General features: G+C 72.4%; 12 protein-coding genes. 8 read left to right on the top strand and 4 right to left on the bottom strand.

From position 1 onward, the window contains the following. Positions 1–239 precede the first annotated feature (239 nt). Positions 240–815 (top strand): SigE family RNA polymerase sigma factor, encoded by a 576-nt coding sequence (locus ACIRVK_RS15775; RefSeq protein ID WP_404247612.1) that lies wholly within the window; start codon positions 240–242, stop codon positions 813–815. A gap of 125 nt (positions 816–940) precedes the next feature. Further along, a complete protein-coding gene (locus ACIRVK_RS15770) occupies positions 941–1,984 on the top strand; it encodes a hypothetical protein (protein ID WP_404247190.1) in 1,044 nt (347 codons plus the stop codon). Here ACIRVK_RS15770 and ACIRVK_RS15765 read toward each other — a convergent pair. Both ACIRVK_RS15765 and ACIRVK_RS15760 read right to left on the bottom strand, forming a co-directional pair. Further along, positions 1,957–2,763, bottom strand: coding sequence for an SURF1 family protein (locus ACIRVK_RS15765; RefSeq protein ID WP_404247188.1), 807 nt, complete (start codon positions 2,761–2,763; stop codon positions 1,957–1,959). The two genes, ACIRVK_RS15770 and ACIRVK_RS15765, sit on opposite strands and share 28 nt — an antisense overlap. Before the next feature lie 55 nt (positions 2,764–2,818). Then, positions 2,819–3,682, bottom strand: a complete 864-nt coding sequence (locus tag ACIRVK_RS15760) for a class I SAM-dependent methyltransferase (protein WP_404247186.1) — start codon at positions 3,680–3,682, stop codon at positions 2,819–2,821. Between the two features lie 114 nt (positions 3,683–3,796). Between ACIRVK_RS15760 and ACIRVK_RS15755 the strand changes: the two genes are divergently transcribed. Then, positions 3,797–5,620, top strand: a complete 1,824-nt coding sequence (locus tag ACIRVK_RS15755; protein WP_404247184.1) for a prolyl oligopeptidase family serine peptidase — start codon at positions 3,797–3,799, stop codon at positions 5,618–5,620. Positions 5,621–5,769: 149 nt separating this feature from the next. Here the strand turns inward: ACIRVK_RS15755 and ACIRVK_RS15750 are convergent, their stop codons facing one another. Beyond that, positions 5,770–7,683: a potassium channel family protein gene (locus ACIRVK_RS15750; protein ID WP_404247610.1), complete on the bottom strand. Its 1,914-nt coding sequence runs from the start codon at positions 7,681–7,683 to the stop codon at positions 5,770–5,772. Positions 7,684–7,867: 184 nt separating this feature from the next. On the opposite strand from ACIRVK_RS15750, the gene ACIRVK_RS15745 reads away from it, so the two are divergent. The 5 genes from ACIRVK_RS15745 (at position 7,868) to ACIRVK_RS15725 (ending at position 13,066) form a co-directional block, all read left to right on the top strand. Beyond that, positions 7,868–8,971 (top strand): permease, encoded by a 1,104-nt coding sequence (locus ACIRVK_RS15745; protein WP_404247182.1) that lies wholly within the window; start codon positions 7,868–7,870, stop codon positions 8,969–8,971. After that, positions 8,968–9,756: a TIGR03943 family putative permease subunit gene (locus ACIRVK_RS15740; RefSeq protein WP_404247180.1), complete on the top strand. Its 789-nt coding sequence runs from the start codon at positions 8,968–8,970 to the stop codon at positions 9,754–9,756. The genes ACIRVK_RS15745 and ACIRVK_RS15740 overlap by 4 nt, the downstream gene beginning before the upstream one ends. A 44-nt stretch (positions 9,757–9,800) precedes the next feature. Then, on the top strand, positions 9,801–10,859 hold the full coding sequence (locus ACIRVK_RS15735) for a trypsin-like peptidase domain-containing protein (RefSeq protein ID WP_404247178.1): 1,059 nt from the start codon (positions 9,801–9,803) through the stop codon (positions 10,857–10,859). Positions 10,860–11,006: 147 nt separating this feature from the next. Then, entirely contained in the window at positions 11,007–11,171 is a 165-nt protein-coding gene (locus ACIRVK_RS15730; RefSeq protein WP_404247176.1) for a hypothetical protein, read from the top strand. A 38-nt stretch (positions 11,172–11,209) separates the two neighbouring features. Continuing rightward, positions 11,210–13,066 (top strand): HEXXH motif domain-containing protein, encoded by a 1,857-nt coding sequence (locus ACIRVK_RS15725; protein WP_404247174.1) that lies wholly within the window; start codon positions 11,210–11,212, stop codon positions 13,064–13,066. A 26-nt stretch (positions 13,067–13,092) separates the two neighbouring features. On the opposite strand, the gene fxsT is transcribed toward ACIRVK_RS15725, so the two are convergent. Continuing rightward, positions 13,093–17,034, bottom strand: coding sequence for an FxSxx-COOH system tetratricopeptide repeat protein (fxsT, locus tag ACIRVK_RS15720; RefSeq protein ID WP_404247172.1), 3,942 nt, complete (start codon positions 17,032–17,034; stop codon positions 13,093–13,095). Positions 17,035–17,253: the final 219 nt, after the last annotated feature.

The raw sequence follows: 17,253 nt of genomic DNA, 5'->3' as shown, positions 1-17,253 counted from the left end.
CGGGTACGCATGAGGGCGTTCGACGCACGGTCAGTTGCGCTGCCTGAGAGAACGAGACGGATTGCGGCACATGACGCACATGTGACACCGGGCACGCCGCGGCAGTACAACCCTGACGGGGGTGAACGTGTCCAACTGGCGTGGCAGAGGTTCTCGACTTCAGTGCGGCGACCCGCGGTACGGCCCTGCGGCCCCGCGTGGCGGCCCTCCGGCCCCGCGTGCCCGGGGCGCCCGGCGGCATGCCGGTGATCGCGCCCATGCCCGCAGCGCGGCCCACCCGCATACCGAACCAGCGCGACGGCGTCGAGGACGCCGCGGCGGCCGGGACCACCGTCGACCACCTCACCGAGACCTACCGCGCGCACTACCGCTCGCTGCTGGGCCTCGCCGCCCTCCTGCTCGACGACACCGCCTCCTGCGAGGACGTCGTCCAGGAGGCCTTCATCCGCGTGCACTCAGCGCGCAAACGGGTCCGTGACCCCGAGAAGACGCTCGCCTACCTGCGCCAGACGGTCGTCAACCTCTCCCGCTCCGCCCTGCGCCGCCGCATCCTGGGCCTCAAGCTGCTGTCCAAACCGATGCCGGACATGGCGAGCGCCGAGGAGGGCGCCTACGACCAGCTCGAGCGCGACTCCCTGATCAAGGCGATGAAGGGCCTGCAGCGCCGCCAGCGCGAGGTCCTGGTGCTGCGCTACTTCGCGGACATGACCGAGGCCCAGGTCGCCGAGACACTCGGTATATCGCTGGGTTCGGTGAAGGCCTATGGTTCGCGGGGCATCGCCGCGCTCCGTCTCGCGATGGAGGCGCCGGCATGACCGGCATCGACAGGGACGGTGGCGAGTCGCACGGCTCCCACGAGCGCCATGAGCCCTTCGCGTGGCACGAGCCGACACGAGAGCACGAGCAAGAGCACAGGCAATCGCATGCTGGGAACGGAACTGTGAACCACGGCCTCGACGACCAGAGTCCCGAAGGGCTCGACTCGGACGAGCAGGCGCTGCGCAGGCTGCTGCACCAGGCGGTGCAGACGGTCGAGCCGCGCGACGGCACCCTGGACCACCTGCGCCGTGCCGTGCCCGCCCGGCGGGCCCGCAAGCGGCAGGCCATGGTCGGCATGGCGGCGGCGGCCCTGTTCATCGGCACCGCCGTCCCCGCCCTGATCCACGTCTCCGACTCCACCGGCTCCGACGTCAACCCGTCCGTCGCCGGCCAGGCCTCGCAGGCCCAGGGCGGGGCGGGCCAGGGAAAGAACGCCGACGGCAGTGAGAGCACCTCCGGCGGCGGTTTCGGGGCCGTCCCGGACAAGGGCAAGGGCGGCACGAAGGGCGACGGCAAGGGCAAGACCCCGGGCGCGGGGCCCGGCGGCAGCGCGGGCACCGGCCCCTCGGCCAGCAGCGCGACCACTCCCACCTGCACGGCCGCCCAGTTGGGCTCGGCCACCGGGACGACCGCGGCCCCCGACAGCTCCGGCGCGGTGTACGGCACCTTCCGCGTCGTCAACGTCTCCCGCACCGCCTGTACCGTCAGCGGCCCCGGCACCGTGGGCACGCTCGCGCGGGGCGCGGCCGACGCCACGAAGATCAGCGCCGCCCGGCACGTCTCCGGCGACGCGGCGACCGGTCTGCCCGACCCGGCGACCGAGGTCACCTCGCTGCTGCTCGCGCCGGGCGCGGCCTACGACGTCAAGTTCGCCTGGATCCCCTCGGAGACCTGCCCCACCAGCGGCACCGGCTCGAGCGGCAGCACCGACGGCGGCGCCACCGCCAGCCCGACCCCCACACCGGACGCGGGCACCACCTCGGGCTCCACGACCAGTGGGACCACCAGCGGGGTGACGACCCAGATGCTCGCCGAGGGCGGCACGGCGCAGGGGTCCGTCTCGGTCTCCCACACCACGGAGGCGGGTTCGCCGACCGTCTCGGCCACCGTCTCCAACGCGTGCGCGGGCGTCGTCTACTACACGGGACTGCTGGCCGGCGCCTGACCGTCCGCCACCGTCTCCTCGTCCGGGACCAGCCCCATCTCCGCGTCCCGCGCGAACTCGACCTCGCGGCGCAGCAGGCGGAACCACATGAACACCACGAACCCGGCGAAGACGAACCACTCGCCGGTGTAGCCGAGGTTCTGGTACGCCTTGATGTCCAGGCCGGAGTCCGGGGGCGCGCTCGCCGGTACGGCCTTCATCCCCGAGTCGCCCTGGTTCAGCGTGACCCAGGCGTCGTACACGTCGTACGGCACGAGGTTGACCAGCGAGGCCGAGCTGATCGCAGCGGTCTGCCCGGCCGGCAGGCCGCCCTGCGCGCTCACCCCGTTGTCGCCCGGTGTCTCGGACGCCTGCAGCGCGCCGGTGACGGTGACCTCGCCGGTGGGCGGGGCGGGCGCCTTGGCCGCGTCGGCGGTGCCGGGCAGCCAGCCGCGCACGACGGGCAGTGCCTCGCCGCCGTCGGTGCGCAGCAGGGTCAGCACGTAGAAGCCCTGCCTGCCGTCGAGCTTGCGGTCGGGGACGAGCAGCTGCTTGCCGTACCGGCCGGTCGCGGTGGCCTGCTTGCCGGAGGTGGCCTTGTCCACCGGCAGCAGCTCGCGCAGCGGCCGCGGCGCCTCGTGCCGGTCCGTCGTGACCCGCTCGGTCGCGTTGCGGTGGTCCTGCACCCGGCCCTCGAACCGGCTCAGCTGCCAGGACCCCATGAAGATGCAGAAGGGGATGGCGAGCAGCACGAAGACGTTGATCCCCCACCAACGGGGCGTCAGCAGAAACCGGTACACGCCTTCCACGGTACGGCGCCGTTTCGCCGAGCAGGGCAGCGGGGTTCGCTACCGCTCAGTCCCTGCGCGCCCGGAGCGAGTACATCAGCGGGATGCGCGGCCGGTCCGCCGGGAAGCGGTAGGAGCCGTCGTCGTGGCGCTCGAACGTCTCGAAGCGCTGGAAGGCGGAGACATCGTGCTCGTGCAGGAACTCGATCCGCAGGCCGGTCGCGGCGAGGGCGGAGACGACCTCACCGAGCGGGTGCTGCCACTCGACGGTCCTGTTGTGGACGGTGTCGGTGCTGTCGGCCGCGTACGTCCCCGGGTAGTCGTAGATCTGCGCGGCCCGGTCGAAGTAGTCCCGCACCACGCGTGTACCGGTCTCGTCGTCGAGGACGTCGGTCAGCGGGTGGAACTCGGCGAGGTAGAGGAAGCCGCCCGGCGCCACGAGCGAGGCGGCCGTCTCGGCCCAGCGTCGGAGGTCGGGCAGCCAGCACAGGGCCCCGGTTCCGGTGTAGACGATGTCGTACGACGGCTCCGGCACCGCGTTCGCCGCGTCGTACACGTCGGACGTCACGAAGGACGCCCGCTCGGGACCGAGGCCCAGGTCGGCGGCGAGGGAGCGGGCGACCTCGACGGCCGGTGCGGAGAAGTCCAGGCCGACGACCCGGGCGGCGCCGTGCCGGGTCCAGGAGAGGGTGTCCGTGCCGATGTGGCACTGCAGGTGGAGCAGGGAACGGCCGGTCACGTCACCGACCTCGGCCGGTTCGAAGGGGCGCAGGGCCTCCTTGCCGGACCGGAAGCCGTCGAGGTCGTAGAAGTCGCCGGCGGTGTGCAGCGGGACCCTCTCGTCCCAGTTGGCGCGGTTGGTCTCACGCCAGTCGGCGGGGGCTCGGGAGGGCCCGGGAGAGAAGCTGGCGGAGTTGATGGGGGAGGACACGATCTCGACTTCCTGACCTGCTGGGACGGGCGTTCGGTAAGTGCCGGGTAGAAGTTATCCACAGGCTGGGCCCCGGGCCAGCGAATTGTCGGTGAAGGCGGGCAGTATGGGGCCATGACTGAGAGCAACGGGCCCGACGCGCCGGATCGACAAGTGAACAACGAGGATATTCCGGACTGGGAGAAGCGCTTCAGGGCGCCGAGGGTGTCGCTGCCCGACTGGGCGGAGGACGCACCCGACCGCTCCCTGTTCGTGTCGAACGCGACGGGGACGTACGAGCTGTACGCCTGGGACCGGTCGACCGGCGAGCAACGCCAGGTCACCGACCGGCCCAACGGCACGACGGACGGCGTGCTCTCCCCGGACGGCGCCTGGGTCTGGTGGTTCGACGACAAGGACGGCGACGAGTTCGGCGTCTGGCGCAAACAGCCCTTCGGCGGCGGCGCGCACGAACCGGCCGCCCCCGGCCTGGCGGCCTCCTACCCCGCGGGCCTCGCCCTGGGCCGGGACGGCCGCACGGCGGTCGTCGGCCGCTCCACGGACGAGGACGGTACGACGATCCACCTCGTGCGCACCGGCGAGGAGCCCGTGGAGATCTACCGGCACCGCGAGTCCGCGGGCGTCGGCGACCTCTCCCACGACGGCACCCTGATCGCCGTCGAGCACACCGAGCACGGCGACGCGATGCACTCCGCGCTGCGCGTCCTGCGCCCCGACGGCACGGCGGTCGCCGAACTCGACGACACCAAGGGCGGCACCGAGGAACTCGGTCTGGAGGTCCTCGGGTTCGCGCCGGTCGTCGGCGACACCCGCCTGCTCATCGGCCACCAGCGCCGGGGCCGCTGGGAGCCGCTGGTGTGGGACGTGGCCACCGGCGAGGAGACCGACCTCGCCCTGGACCTGCCCGGTGACGTCAGCGCCGAGTGGTATCCGGACGGCACGGGCCTGCTCGTCGTCCACAGCTTCGAGGCCCGCAGCGAACTCTTCCGGTACGACCTCACCGACCGCGCCCTGGAGCGGGTCCCGACGCCGCCCGGCTCGGTCTCCGGCGCGACGGCGCGCCCCGACGGCAGCGTGGAGTACCTCTGGTCCTCCGCCGCCGAGCCGCCCGCGGTCCGCTCCACCACGGGCAAGGTCGTCCTCGACCCGCCCGGCATGAAGTCGCCCGGCTCGGTCCCGGTGCAGGACGTGTGGGTCGAGGGCCCGGGCGGCCGCATCCACGCCCTGGTCCAGAAACCGGCCGGCGCCACCGGCCCGCTGCCCACGGTGTTCGACATCCACGGCGGCCCCACCTGGCACGACAGCGACGCCTTCGCCGCGGGCCCGGCGGCCTGGGTCGACCACGGGTACGCGGTGGTCCGCGTCAACTACCGGGGCTCGACGGGGTACGGCCGCGCCTGGACCGACGCCCTCAAGCACCGGGTCGGCCTGATCGAGCTGGAGGACGTCGAGGCGGTGCGGGAGTGGGCCGTGGCCTCGGGGCTCGCGGACCCCAACCGGCTGATCCTGACCGGCGGTTCCTGGGGCGGCTACCTCACCCTCCTCGGCCTCGGCGTCCAGCCGGACGCGTGGACGCTGGGCATCGCGGCGGTCCCGGTCGCCGACTACGTCACCGCGTACCACGACGAGATGGAGGCGCTGAAGGCCATGGACCGCACGCTCCTCGGCGGCACCCCCGAGGAGGTCCCCGAGCGCTTCGAGGCGTCCTCGCCGCTGACCTACGTCGACAAGGTCAAGTCCCCGGTCTACATCTCGGCCGGCGTCAACGACCCCCGCTGCCCCATCCGCCAGATCGAGAACTACGTCGAGCGCCTGGAGGCCAGAGGCGCGACCCACGAGGTGTACCGCTACGACGCCGGGCACGGGTCCCTGGTGGTGGACGAACGGATCAAACAGGTCCGCCTGGAACTGGACTTCGCGGAACGGTACCTGGGCTGACGGCGGTACCTGGACTGAGTTCGCGCGGGCCGCCGCTGCGGACAGTCGTGCCTCCCCCAGTGCCTTAAGGGCCTGGGAGGTGCCCCCAGGGCGGCACGGGTGGGCGCAGCGGCACCCCGCCAGCGCGGGCGAGCTGACCCACCCCCGGCTCAGGCCCCGGCCCGCTCCCGGCGCCGTCCCAGCAGCTCCGCCAACCCCGTCCGCGTGGCCGCCAGCACCACCCGGTCCGCCCCGCTCAGCACGTAGGAGTCCGGCAGATCCCACACCAATCCCGAGTGTCGCCCGTCTTCGTACCCCTCGTCCGAGGCCGACTCGTCCCGCGACCCCCCACCGGAAAGACCCCTACCCGACCTACCCGGCAAGTCCCCCTTGTCCAAGGCCAACACCCGCCACGCCCCCGCCCGAAACGCCTCCGCGACGGTCTTCCCGTCCAACTGCGGATGCCGCCCCACATCCACCGCGGCGAACAGCAGCACCCGCCGCTCCACCGGGATCGCCCCCAGGATCTGCCGCCCCATCATCGCCCCGGCGAACGCCGGAGCGGCCAGGTGGGACACGCTCCGGCTGCGCGTGGACGCCCGGGGATGAGCCGCCCGCAGCGTCCGGTACACGGCCGTCGCGAAGTCGTCGTCGTACAGCCGCAGCACCACCCGCAGGTCCGGCCGCACGGACCGCGCGTACAGGGCGGCCTCGAGGTTCGTCGTGTCGGCGCTGGTCACCGCGAGCAGCGCGTGCGCGCGATGGATCTTCGCCGCCTCCAGCACGCCTTCCTGAGTGACGTCCCCGAGCACCACCGGCACCCGCAGGCGCCGGGCCGTGGCCAGTCCCCGCGCGTCGGGGTCGGACTCCACGCACACCACGGGGATGTTCAGTTCCCGCAGCCGGGTCATCACCCGCGTACCGATCTTGCCGAGCCCGAGGAGGACCACATGACCCCCCATCCCCCGAGGCGGCTTGCGCAGCGCGGAGGCGGTCCGGAAGGTGCCCAGCGCCTCGAGCACGGCGGCCAGCAGCACCGGCAGCAGCAGCAACCCGACCAGCCCGGACAGCAGTTGCAGGATCTGCCGGCCCACGGACTCGCCGATGGCGGGGTTGTCGATGGCGAAGAGGTCGAGCAGCGTCAGATAGAAGGCGCTGAGCGGATGCACCCCGGTCACCAGCCACAGGGCGACCGCGAGCGCCACCACGCACCCCACCATGCCGGCCAGCGACCACCGCAGCCGCCGCGAGAACAGCGACGCGAACGGCACCGCCCCGCGCGACGGCGGCAGCGCGGGCCCGGAGTACGAGACCTGCTCCAGTACGACGGTCCCGCGCCCGGTCGCGCCCCGCACGGCCGCCGCGTCGGGCAGCAGCAGGGGCCCCTGCTCGTCGTCGAGATCGGATCCCTCCGCACCGCCGCCCCCGTTGCCGTTCGCGGACAGCAGCGCCAGCGTGGCCAGCCCCGGCTCTGCAACCTGCCCCGGCCGCGGTGTCCGCTCCACCGCCCGCAGCAGCAGCCCGTCGGTCTGGACGACCTTGCTGGTGCCGGCGACGGCGGTGGCGGCCAGCGCCGGTGCGGCCGTGTCGGCGTCGGACAGCACGGTCGTGGAGGCGTCGGACCCGGACCCGTCGCCGCCTCCCGCGGCCAACGCGGCCGCCTGGTCGAGGAGTTCCTCGATGTGCTGGCCCAGGCGCCGGTTGTACAGGCGCAGGACGAGGCGGAGGCGGGGGTTGAGGCGGCGGGCGGTGAGGGCGGCGCGGATGTTGGTCTCGTCGTCGTCGTACACCAGGGCCAGCGCGGCGGCCCGCTCCACGCCGGCGGCGGCGAGCGCCTCCTCGTTCGGCTCGGCGGCCTCCACGACCCGTTCGCCGCCGACGGGCTCACCGCCCGCTCCGGCCCGGTTCACCGCCGCGGTCACCCGGTCGAGCAGCGCCGCCGTGGTCGCCCGGGCCCGCCCCACCACCGGGGGCCGCACACTGCGCTCCGCGGGCGGCACGACGAGGGTGACCTGCTCCCCGTACACCACCCGCAACTCGCCTGCGAGCCGGTGTGCCAGCCCGTCGTCACCGCAGACCACCATGTGCGCGGACAGGTCACCACTCGGCACACCTTGATTCGGAACGCTCGCCACGAGGGGAAAGACTGCCCCAAAGAGACAGGCGGTTCCAGCGAACGCTGAACGTTCACGGCCCTCCCGGCGTAGTGAAGGGGAGGGAAACCAGCGCCCTACGGCACCACACGGCACCACCGGAGGTACCTCGCCCGTGGCCATCACCAAAGCAGCCCCCAGAGGGCCGGACAGCGATGAGCCGGTAGGCCGTGCTCCGGAACAGCCGGCGCCGAAGCGGTCCGCCGAGAACCCGGCTGCCCCCGTTGAGCCGGTTGCCCCGGTCGCCGCCCCCGACGCCGTCGCCGACCCGGGCGAGTCGAAGTCCCCCCTGATCCTCACCCTCCTCCTGCTCGGCTTGGTGCTGCTGCAGGGCCCCATCCGCGGGGCGCTGTCCGTGCCGGTGATGCAGAGCTGGATGACGGTGTTCGTGGCCGTGCTGGTGCAGGCACTGCCCTTCCTTGTGCTCGGCGTGCTGCTCTCCGCGGCGATCGCCGTCTTCGTGCCGGCGTCCTTCTTCGCCCGCGCGTTGCCGAGCCGCCCGGCGCTGGCCGTTCCCGTGGCCGGCATGGCGGGCGCGATGCTGCCGGGCTGCGAGTGCGCTTCGGTCCCGGTGGCCGGGGCCCTCGTCCGCAGGGGCGTCACCCCGGCCGCGGCCCTCGCCTTCCTCCTCTCCGCGCCGGCGATCAACCCGATCGTGCTGACGGCGACCGCGGTGGCCTTTCCCCGCAACCCCGAGATGGTGCTGGGCCGTTTCGTCGCCAGCCTGCTGGTGTCCTGCGTGATGGGCTGGCTGTGGCAACGCCTGGGCCGCACGGACTGGCTGCGCACACCGGAGAGTTCGCACTACGAGGGCCCGAGCAAGGGCGCCGCCTTCTGGAACTCCGTCCGGCACGACGTGATGCACGCGGGCGGCTTCCTGGTGGTCGGCGCGATGGCCGCGGCCACGCTGAAGGCGGTGGCCCCGGCGAGCTGGCTGCGCACGGCGGCGGAGAACCCGCTGGTGGCGATCCTCGCGCTCGCCGTCCTCGCCGTCCTGCTGTCCATCTGCTCGGAGGCGGACGCGTTCGTGGCGGCCTCGCTGACCCAGTTCTCGCTGACGGCCAAACTGACGTTCCTGGTGGTGGGCCCGATGATCGACCTCAAGCTGTTCGCGATGCAGACCGGCACCTTCGGCCGCGGCTTCGCGCTGCGCTTCGCCCCCGCCACCTTCGCCCTCGCGATCGCGGGCGCGGTCCTGACCGGTGCGGTGCTGCTGTGAACCGCCAGGCCCAGGCAGCGATCCTGTTCCTGACCGGCGCGGCCCTGCTGCACGCCGGCCTCACCAACCTCTACCTGCGCTACGTCAAGGCGGGCCTGCAACCCCTGCTGCTGGCGTCCGGCGCGATCCTGATCGTCACGGCGCTGGCGACGGTGTGGTACGAGTGGCGCAACAGAAATCCGAGGCGCACCGACCCCATAGCCCACGACCACGCGCCCGAGTCTTCGGACGACCACGAGCATGAACACCAGCCTGCGCATGCGCACGACCACGAGCACCGCGAACCCCGCATTTCCTGGCTCCTGATCCTCCCCCTCCTCGCCCTGATCCTGGTCGCGCCACCCGCCCTCGGCTCCTACAGCGCCATGCGCACGGGAACGGCCCTGCAACAGCCGTACGGCTACAACCCGTTGCCCAAGGCCGGTCCGCTGAACCTCACGGTGGTCGACTACGCGGGCCGCGCCGTCTACACCCACGGCCGCTCCATAGCGGGCCGCCAGATCAACATCACGGGCTTCGTGGCCGTGGACCACACGGGCGCCCCCTACCTCGTCCGCATGGCCCTCAACTGCTGCGCCGCCGACGCCCAGCCGGTCAAGATCGGCCTGACGGGCAGGATCCCGCCGGTTCTCCAGCCGGACAAGTGGCTGGAGGTGACGGGCACGTACACCGCCCAGCAGATCAAGGACCCGGTGAACAACGGCCCCATCCCGTATCTGAAGGTCACCTCGGCGAAGCCGGTGGCGACGCCGTCGGACCCGTACGACGAGAGCTGGAACCAGTGACCACCACCCGCGTACGCCCCTCCCGCCCCGGGTAGGGGCCCCGCATGGGGGAGTTGGCAGCACGGGGGCTGGAGCCGGCGCGGGTGGCCGAGGTACTGGTCGAGCGGACGGCCACACGGCCCGGCCGACGCGGCTCCGGCTACCGGGTGGCCGAGGCGTACGTCCTGACGGCGGCGCACGTGGTCGCGGGCCCGTCCGCCCCGGTCCGGGTGCGGTTCGACGCGGATCTGCCGGGGGAGTGGAGCGCCGAAGCCCGGGTGGTCCTGCTGGCCGAGGCGGCGGACCTCGCCCTGCTGGAGCTCACGCCGGTCCCGCCCGGCCTGCTGCCCGCCGAGCCGCCGCGCTACGCCGTGCTGCCCGAAGCGGACGTCACCCTGCCCTTCAGCGCCGTCGGCTTCCCGCGCTTCAAACTCCGCAGGGATCAGGGGCCGGGGCAGGCCCTGTACCGCGACTCGTGCCATGTCTCGGGAAGGATCTCGGTCCTGTCCAACCGGCGCGAGGGCACCCTGGAACTGGCCGTCCCCCCACCCTCCGAGGACGTGGAACCGGAACGCTCCCCCTGGGAGGGCATGTCCGGCGCCGCGGTCTGGTGCGAGGGCGCCCTGGTCGGAGTGGTGAGCACCCACCACCGCGCGGACGGTCTGGGGAGACTGGCGGCGCGGAGGGTGGAGCACTGGTACACCACGCTGCCGACAGCCGATCTGGAACGGCTCCACGACCATGCGGGGCTGCCACGGCGGACGGACGTCGGGCTCGCCCAGGGCGCGGAAACGGCACAACCGGTCCCTTCCTTGGCCGCCCTGCCCGTGGATATGCCCCTGCGTGAACTGGCCGCGCTCGTGGACGCGCTGACCGCCCTCCCGATCCTGCGCAACGGCAACGGCACGGAACTCCTCCTCGACAGCATCAGCGCCGAGATCGCCGCCAACCGCCCCCGTGACCCCCGGCTGCGGATGGAGGTGTACGGCATCGTGCGCACCTGTCTGCGCTATCCGGGCACGCTCGATCAGCTGCTGGAAGCGGTGCGGTTGTTGGAGGGGCCGTCCGTGGCGGCGGAGCGTGTGGACCAGGCGGCGGAGGGACTGGCCCGGCGGTACTCCTGATCCACTCGGGGCGGGCGGCTGACTCGATCTCGTGGCACGGCCTGGATGTGGGGTTTCGCCCACTGGCCCGCTGGGTCATGATGGTTGAGGGACTGGGAGCGCTGACTCGTGGGCATGGGAGGGGACTTGGCAGCCGTGGAGGAAACGATGCCTGCCGTCGAGTCCGGTCTCGTCGATCTCTCGGGAGTCACTCTTGAGGCGCTGCGCTCCATGGACGACACGGCCGTCGCCGAGTCGCTGGACGACCTGCTGCACCACATCGACGGCCCACAGGCCATCACGGTGTCGTACAACCCGTCCCGCTTCGACTGACTCGACCGAGGGGACCGGCACGGTGCGGTGGAGGACACGTGGCTGACGCCACGACATCGGACAATCGCCTGCCCTTCCACCGGCTCTCGCCCGCCGCCACCCTGGCGCTCGCACGCGGCGAGGGAGACGCCGCGGTGGTGGGGGAACTGCTCGGCGCGGAGCGCAGTCGCCGCCTCCTGCTGCTGCGGGCGCTGGACCGTGGGCTGGCCGACGGCGAACTACCGGACGAGGGCGTGGCGCTGCCGTACGCCGAGGCGTGGGAGCTGCTGGAACGTGTCCAGCGGCAGGCACCCGAGGTGTTCGAGGACGTCCTGATGTCCCCGGCCACCGGTATGTGGGTCTCCCTCGCCCTGCGCCGGCTCAGGGGTCGCCCCTACGAGGACGCCCCGCTGTGGGTGGTTGCCGGGCATCTGACGGCACTCGCCGCTGCCGCGGGGGTGCGGGCGGGCCTGGATGTCGAGATCACCGTTCCGGTGCGACGCGGGCTGGTGCCGTTGCCGACGCTCGGTTGCGCACGGATTCCGGTGACGGAGCGGTGGAGCACGGCTCGGGTGGTGGCCCACGGGGGCCGGTTGCGGGTCGTGGGCGCGAGCGGGGAGGTCGAGGTCGATCCGCTCAGGGACGGTGGCGGCCCGCGGTGGCTTCCGCTGCGTCGGCTGAGCCTCGGGGCGGGCGCGTCGGCCAAGCGACTGGTTCTGGACGAACTCGATCCGTACCGCACGTTCCCCCGTCCCAGCGAACCCCGACTGCTGTCCTCCGCGGAGGCCGCGGACTGGGAATCGATGCTCGCCGATGCCTGGGAGATGTTGCTGCGGGACGAGCCGGAGAGCGCCGGGGCGATGCGGCGCGGGCTGATGTCGCTCGCGCCGACCCCGACGAGAGAAAGGTTTCGGCCGTATAGCGGGACGGCCGGCGACGCGTTCGGCGGGGTGACCGCGTCCCGGCCCGACGACGCCGCGCAGCTCGCCGCCACGCTGGTGCACGAGTTCCAGCACACGAAGCTGGGCGGACTGATGCACTTGGGAGCGCTGAGCGCGCCGGTGAAGGACGGCGAACTGTTCTACGCCCCCTGGCGCGACGACCCCCGTCCGCTGGGGGGTCTGATCCAGGGCATCTACGCCTTCCACGGCGTGACCCGCTTCTGGCGCGCCCACCGGACTGCCGCCGACTGCGCCTGCGCTCCGCTGGCCCACTTCGAGTTCGCCCTGTGGCGCACGCAGGTGTGGGCCACCCTGAGCGAGGTGCGTGACTGCGACCGGCTGACGCCTCTGGGGCGACGCGTCCTGGAGTCCCTGGACGAGCGGCTGCAGGAGTGGCTGGGTGACGAGGTTCCCGCGACCGAGCTGCAGCTGGCCGAAGAGGCCGCCGCCGACCACCGGGCCCGTTGGCGCGCCCACCATCTGCGGCCGCCGGCCGACGCGGTGGAGGAGACGGTCCGGGCCTGGCAGCGCGGCGCCCCGCACCCACCGGCCGCCCTGGCCACGCGGCCCGAGGTTGCCCCCGACACCGAGGTGCGCCTTCTGGACACGGCCGCCGTCCTGACCCGGCACTTGCTCGCCGACCCGGAGGGCGACTGGCGGTACGGCACCACGGGGGTGGGCGGAGTCGAGGGCGCGGACGAGGGTGACATCCTGCTCGCCACCGGCGACCGCGTCGCCGCTCGCGCCGCCTTCACCGCCCGCCTCGCGGCCAAGGGCGCCCCGGTCGCCGCCTGGGTGGGGCTGGGCCGGTCCCTGCCCCACGGTCACCCGGCTGCCGGGCTCCTCCTTGCCTTCCCGGAGCGGGCCCGCGCCGTCCAGGACGCCCTGGAAGCGGCGACGGGCCGGGGAGCCGATCCCGTACGGCTGGCGACCTGGCTGGCCGGACGGGAGCAACCGGAGCGCCCGAGTGACTGAGCCCCCACCGGCGCCCCGCCACCCCGTCACAGCGGCAGTGGGTCGATGTCGCAGTTGGCGCGTCGGCCTTCACGGAACTGGACGGTGGCCGGGTGAGGGGTCCCGGAGGGGCGTTGCAGGCGGGGGGTGTCGAGCACCCGCTCCATGCGGTGCAGGGTGTCCTCGCGCAGTGCCCTGCCCTGTTCCTGGGCGCCGGTGGCGATGAGGTCGAGTGCCAGGTTCCCGGCGCAGGCCAGCGTGGTCGGGTGGTCCTCCCCGAAGGTGATCCGGCACAGCGCCAGCGTGGCCTCGCCGCTGTGCCGCGCCTCCTCGTGCCGGCCGAGGGCGGCCAGGTCGCTGGCCAGGTTGATGGCACAGACCAGGGCGAGCGGGTGGCCCTCGCCGAGCCGGTCGGTGAGCGAGACGAGCGCCGCCTCGTCGAGCCGGTGCGCCTCCTCCGCCATGCCGAGCAGCCTCAGGGTGACGGCGAGGTCGACGTCCGCGGACAGGACGTGCGGATGGCGCGGGTCGTAGACCTCCCGGTACCCCTCGCAGGCCTTGACGCCGCGGGTTCGCGCGGCCTGCAGATCGCCGTTCTGCCGCAGTGCGACCGACAGGGTCAGCGCGGCGGCCAGCGACCTGGGGTGGGCCTCGGGGTAGCGGCGGACGAACTTGGCGTGCGCGTCGGTGGCCAGTTCGAGCGAGCGTACGTGGTCACCCTCCTTGCGGCAGGACTCGCTCAGCTGGCGCACGGCCTCGACGGTGGAGGGGTTGTCGATGCCGAAGGCGGCCTGGTAGGACTCCTGCACCGATTCGTGCAGCTCGCGTGCGCCGACGTAGTCGCCGGTCTCGCGCACGTCGACGGCGAGGTTGTACTCCGTGATCAGGATTCTCCGGTCGTCCCCGCGGAACAGACGGCGCTTCAGGTCGAGTGTGCGGCGGTCGAGTTCGAGGGCCTCGCGGAACTGGCCGGCCAGCCGCAGGCTCACTCCGACGTTGTGGGCGATGTTGAGCGTGGTCGGGTCGTCCTCGCCGAAGGCCCTGCGGGCCCGCTCATAGGCGATCTTGTCGAGTTCGGCGCCGGCCGCGAACCTGCCTTCAGCGCGTCGTACGGCGGCCTCGAGCTGAAGGGCGTCCAGCGCGTCCTCACGGGTGTCCTCGCCGTCGGCGGGAGTGGTGCGCTCGTAGATCTGCTTCAGGTCGGCCACCAGGCGGGCCGCCTCGTCGAACCTGCCCAGCGCCCAGTTCACGAAGGCCAGCCACTGCCCCATCAGCAGGGTCTGCTGGTCCTCCTCGCCGAAGATGGTCCGCCAGGCCTCCCAAGCCTGCTCGGAGAACTCCAGCGACAGTTCGTGGTCGCCCCAGTAGTAGAGGTACTCGGCGATGTTCCGTACCAGCTGGCGTACCCAGGGCTGATCGGACTTCATGCCCTCGGAGGCGATGATGTGACTGTAGAGCTCCGCGTACCGGGGCCAGTTCGCCGGGTTCATCGGCGCCTTGGGGTCGGCGGCGGCCATCAGGGTGTGCGCGCCTCGGCGCATGCGCGACTGCTCCTCGGGGTTCATGCGGTTGTTCAGGACGAGTTGCACCAGACGGTGCATCTCGATGGACTCCGTACGGTGGTCGATGCGGGCGAGTGAATAGCGGTTCACCTCCCTTATCGCGCGCGCGAGTCCGATCGGATCGTTCAGCGCCGGGTCCAGCTCGGGGTGGATGCTGCTGTTGCCGAGACCGGTGAAGATGGATCGGGAGATCGGGTCGGGGGCGAAGTAGGAGCAGAGCTGGAGCAGCCGTAGCGCGGCCGGGCTGCGGGTCTCCAGGTGGTCCAGGGACACGTTCCACGCGGCGGCCACCGGGAGCTGGTACTCGGGCGGCGGAGCGACCTCGAGCAGTTCGATGCGCTTGCTCTCGAACAGCCGCAGGTACTCGGAGGCGGGCATCCCCGTCTCCGCTCGCCAGGCGGCGGCCTGCTCGAGGGCCAGCGGCAGGTCGCCCAGCGCGTCGGCCAGGGCGTCGGCCTCCGCGTCACTGAGCGGTGGGCCCGAGCGGCGCAGCAGCTCCTTGCTCTCCTCGCGCGTGAAGACGTCCACCTCGAGGGAGCGGCCGACCTGCCCCCAGCGCCGGTTGCGGGAGGTGACGAGGATGGTGCCGTTGCCGCTCTGCGGGAAGTGGTGGCGGACCTGTTCCGGGCTGTCCGCGTTGTCGAAGATCAGCAACCAGCGAGCGTACGGCCGTCCCTCGCGCAGTGCCTCCCGGACCGCGGGAAGCGCGATGTTGGCCTCGGTCGAGGTGCTGAGGCCCAGCCGCCCGGCCAGTTCCACCAGGGCCTGGGTGATCTGACCGGGTCGCTCGGACGGGATCCACCAGACGATGTCGTACTCACTCTGGTGGCGGTATGCGTACTCGATGGCCAGCTGGGTCTTCCCGACGCCGCCCATGCCGTGGATCGCCTCGGGCAGCACCGCGGTCGTGCCTTCCCGCAGCCGCTGGTCGAGCAGCTCCAACAGGGCGGCCCGACCGGTGAAGTTGAAATTCCGCGGCGGTAGATTCCCCCAGACACGTGGTTGTGCCGTGCGGTCCCCCTCCACGCGCTGGGGTGTTGTCGACATGTGAGGCGCTCCTTCGGCGGCGGTCGGAGAGGGGGGCGTGGCCTCGCGCCCGACCGTCAGCGGGGACGGACCCGACGGCGCATACCCTGTCCGGTTTCGTTGTGTTTTGTCCAGGCTGACCGCATAGTGTCGATCGTGCCAATTAAGGTCGTTCTCAAGGCGGGCGGCACGCGGTGTGTACCGGCCCGACAGCGCGCGCAGAGCGGTCAGCTCCACGCGGAGGAAGGCGACGTTGCGGTGGGTGGGGACCGGCGTCGCCAAGGTGTCCAGGGGTTCGGTCGGGGGCGGCATGAGTCCGGCGGTCGCCGGATCCCTGGCGAATAACGCACGAACCTCCTGCAGGATGCGGGTCGTCTCGCTGCGTCGGCCCAGAGCGAGCAGTTCCTCGCGGACGTCCGGCGCGAAGGTGAAGGCCAGGTCGGTGAGGCCTTCGGTGTCCGTCCGGGTGGGCCGGACCAGACCGCTCATCAGCAGTTCGGAGACGTGTACCGGCCCCGCGCCGGGAGTGGCCGCCACCACGACGCGGATGGCCGGCAGGCTCAGTGGGGCGGCGGCCAGCCGGGTGGCGAGAGTGAACGCGGTCGGGCTGGCGGCGGCGCGGAAGTCGGAGACGCGTACCGCTGCGGGCACCGTGCTGTGCGGGTCCGGCACGTCCTCGGCCCAGGGCAGGGCGCGCGCCGCGTCGGGCCTGCTTTTCCACTCCCGCGCCTGGATCGCGGACAGATCCAGCCATTCGGGCTGCGGTCCGGCCACCAGACGGGTCAGTGCCCTGGCCCAGCGGTCGGTGAGGGCGAGTACCGGCACGAGGACGGGCTCCGCCTCGTCCTCGTGCTCCTCGACGTCGCGCAGAGCGGCCTGGGCGTCGCGTTCCGCCCATTCCCAGGCCTCGTTGACCGCCCAGGCGTGCGGGGCGCGAACACGGACGCGGGACACGTCGAGGCCCGTGCGGTACCAGAGGTGCTGGGGGAGCAGGTCCACCAGGGCGACCGGCTGGGAGAGTCCCCAGCGGCGCAGCAGCGGCTGCACGGCACCCAGCCGCCAGCCGACCGCCAGGCCGTCGGTGAGTACCAGCACCATCCGGCGTACGTCGGCGGGGACGCCACCCAGCGGCTCCTCGACGCTCACCCGTGCCGGATCCGTCTCGTCGGTCCCCAGCAGCCGCACCAGCCGGACCCGGACGAAGTCACCGGTCCGCCGCAGTTCGGCGGCCAGGTCCTCGACGACCTCGGCCCAGACGCTCATCGAGGGATGGGTGTCGATCACGAGAAGGGCCTCGGCGGGTTCCGGGCTGTCCGGTTGCCCCAGTCGGCTCAGGGCGTGCGCCGCCTCACGCCGTGCCCGTGCTGCCTGTGCCGGTCGCTGACCGTCGTCATGGTGCATGGGGGCTCTCAAGGCGTCGACCTGACGGCGAGAGGAGTGCGGAGTCGCGCAGACCCCGAGCGTGCGTGACATCCACGGGTAGAGCCTTGCAGCGCGCCCAGTTTGGAGGCAAGTGCGGTAATTGCGTCAAGCAGTTCATAGGAAGAGCGCGCAGGAGCACCCTAGTGGCAGAGCGGCCGGGGCGGAACCGGTTCTGGCCTGTCGATGCACACAGGGTCA

This window comes from Streptomyces sp. NPDC101152 (genome assembly GCF_044768275.1).
GTDB lineage: Bacteria > Actinomycetota > Actinomycetes > Streptomycetales > Streptomycetaceae > Streptomyces.
Note: the sequence above shows the minus strand (reverse complement) of the source record. Positions and strands in the feature narration are given on the sequence as shown.

Coding starts and splice junctions, on each gene's coding strand:
- ACIRVK_RS15775 (WP_404247612.1), top strand. CDS start 240: ATGCCGGTGATCGCGCCCATGCCCGCAGCGCGGCCCACCCGCATACCG.
- ACIRVK_RS15755 (WP_404247184.1), top strand. CDS start 3,797: ATGACTGAGAGCAACGGGCCCGACGCGCCGGATCGACAAGTGAACAAC.
- ACIRVK_RS15750 (WP_404247610.1), bottom strand. CDS start 7,683: ATGGTGGTCTGCGGTGACGACGGGCTGGCACACCGGCTCGCAGGCGAG.
- ACIRVK_RS15735 (WP_404247178.1), top strand. CDS start 9,801: ATGGGGGAGTTGGCAGCACGGGGGCTGGAGCCGGCGCGGGTGGCCGAG.
- ACIRVK_RS15730 (WP_404247176.1), top strand. CDS start 11,007: ATGCCTGCCGTCGAGTCCGGTCTCGTCGATCTCTCGGGAGTCACTCTT.
- fxsT (WP_404247172.1), bottom strand. CDS start 17,034: ATGCACCATGACGACGGTCAGCGACCGGCACAGGCAGCACGGGCACGG.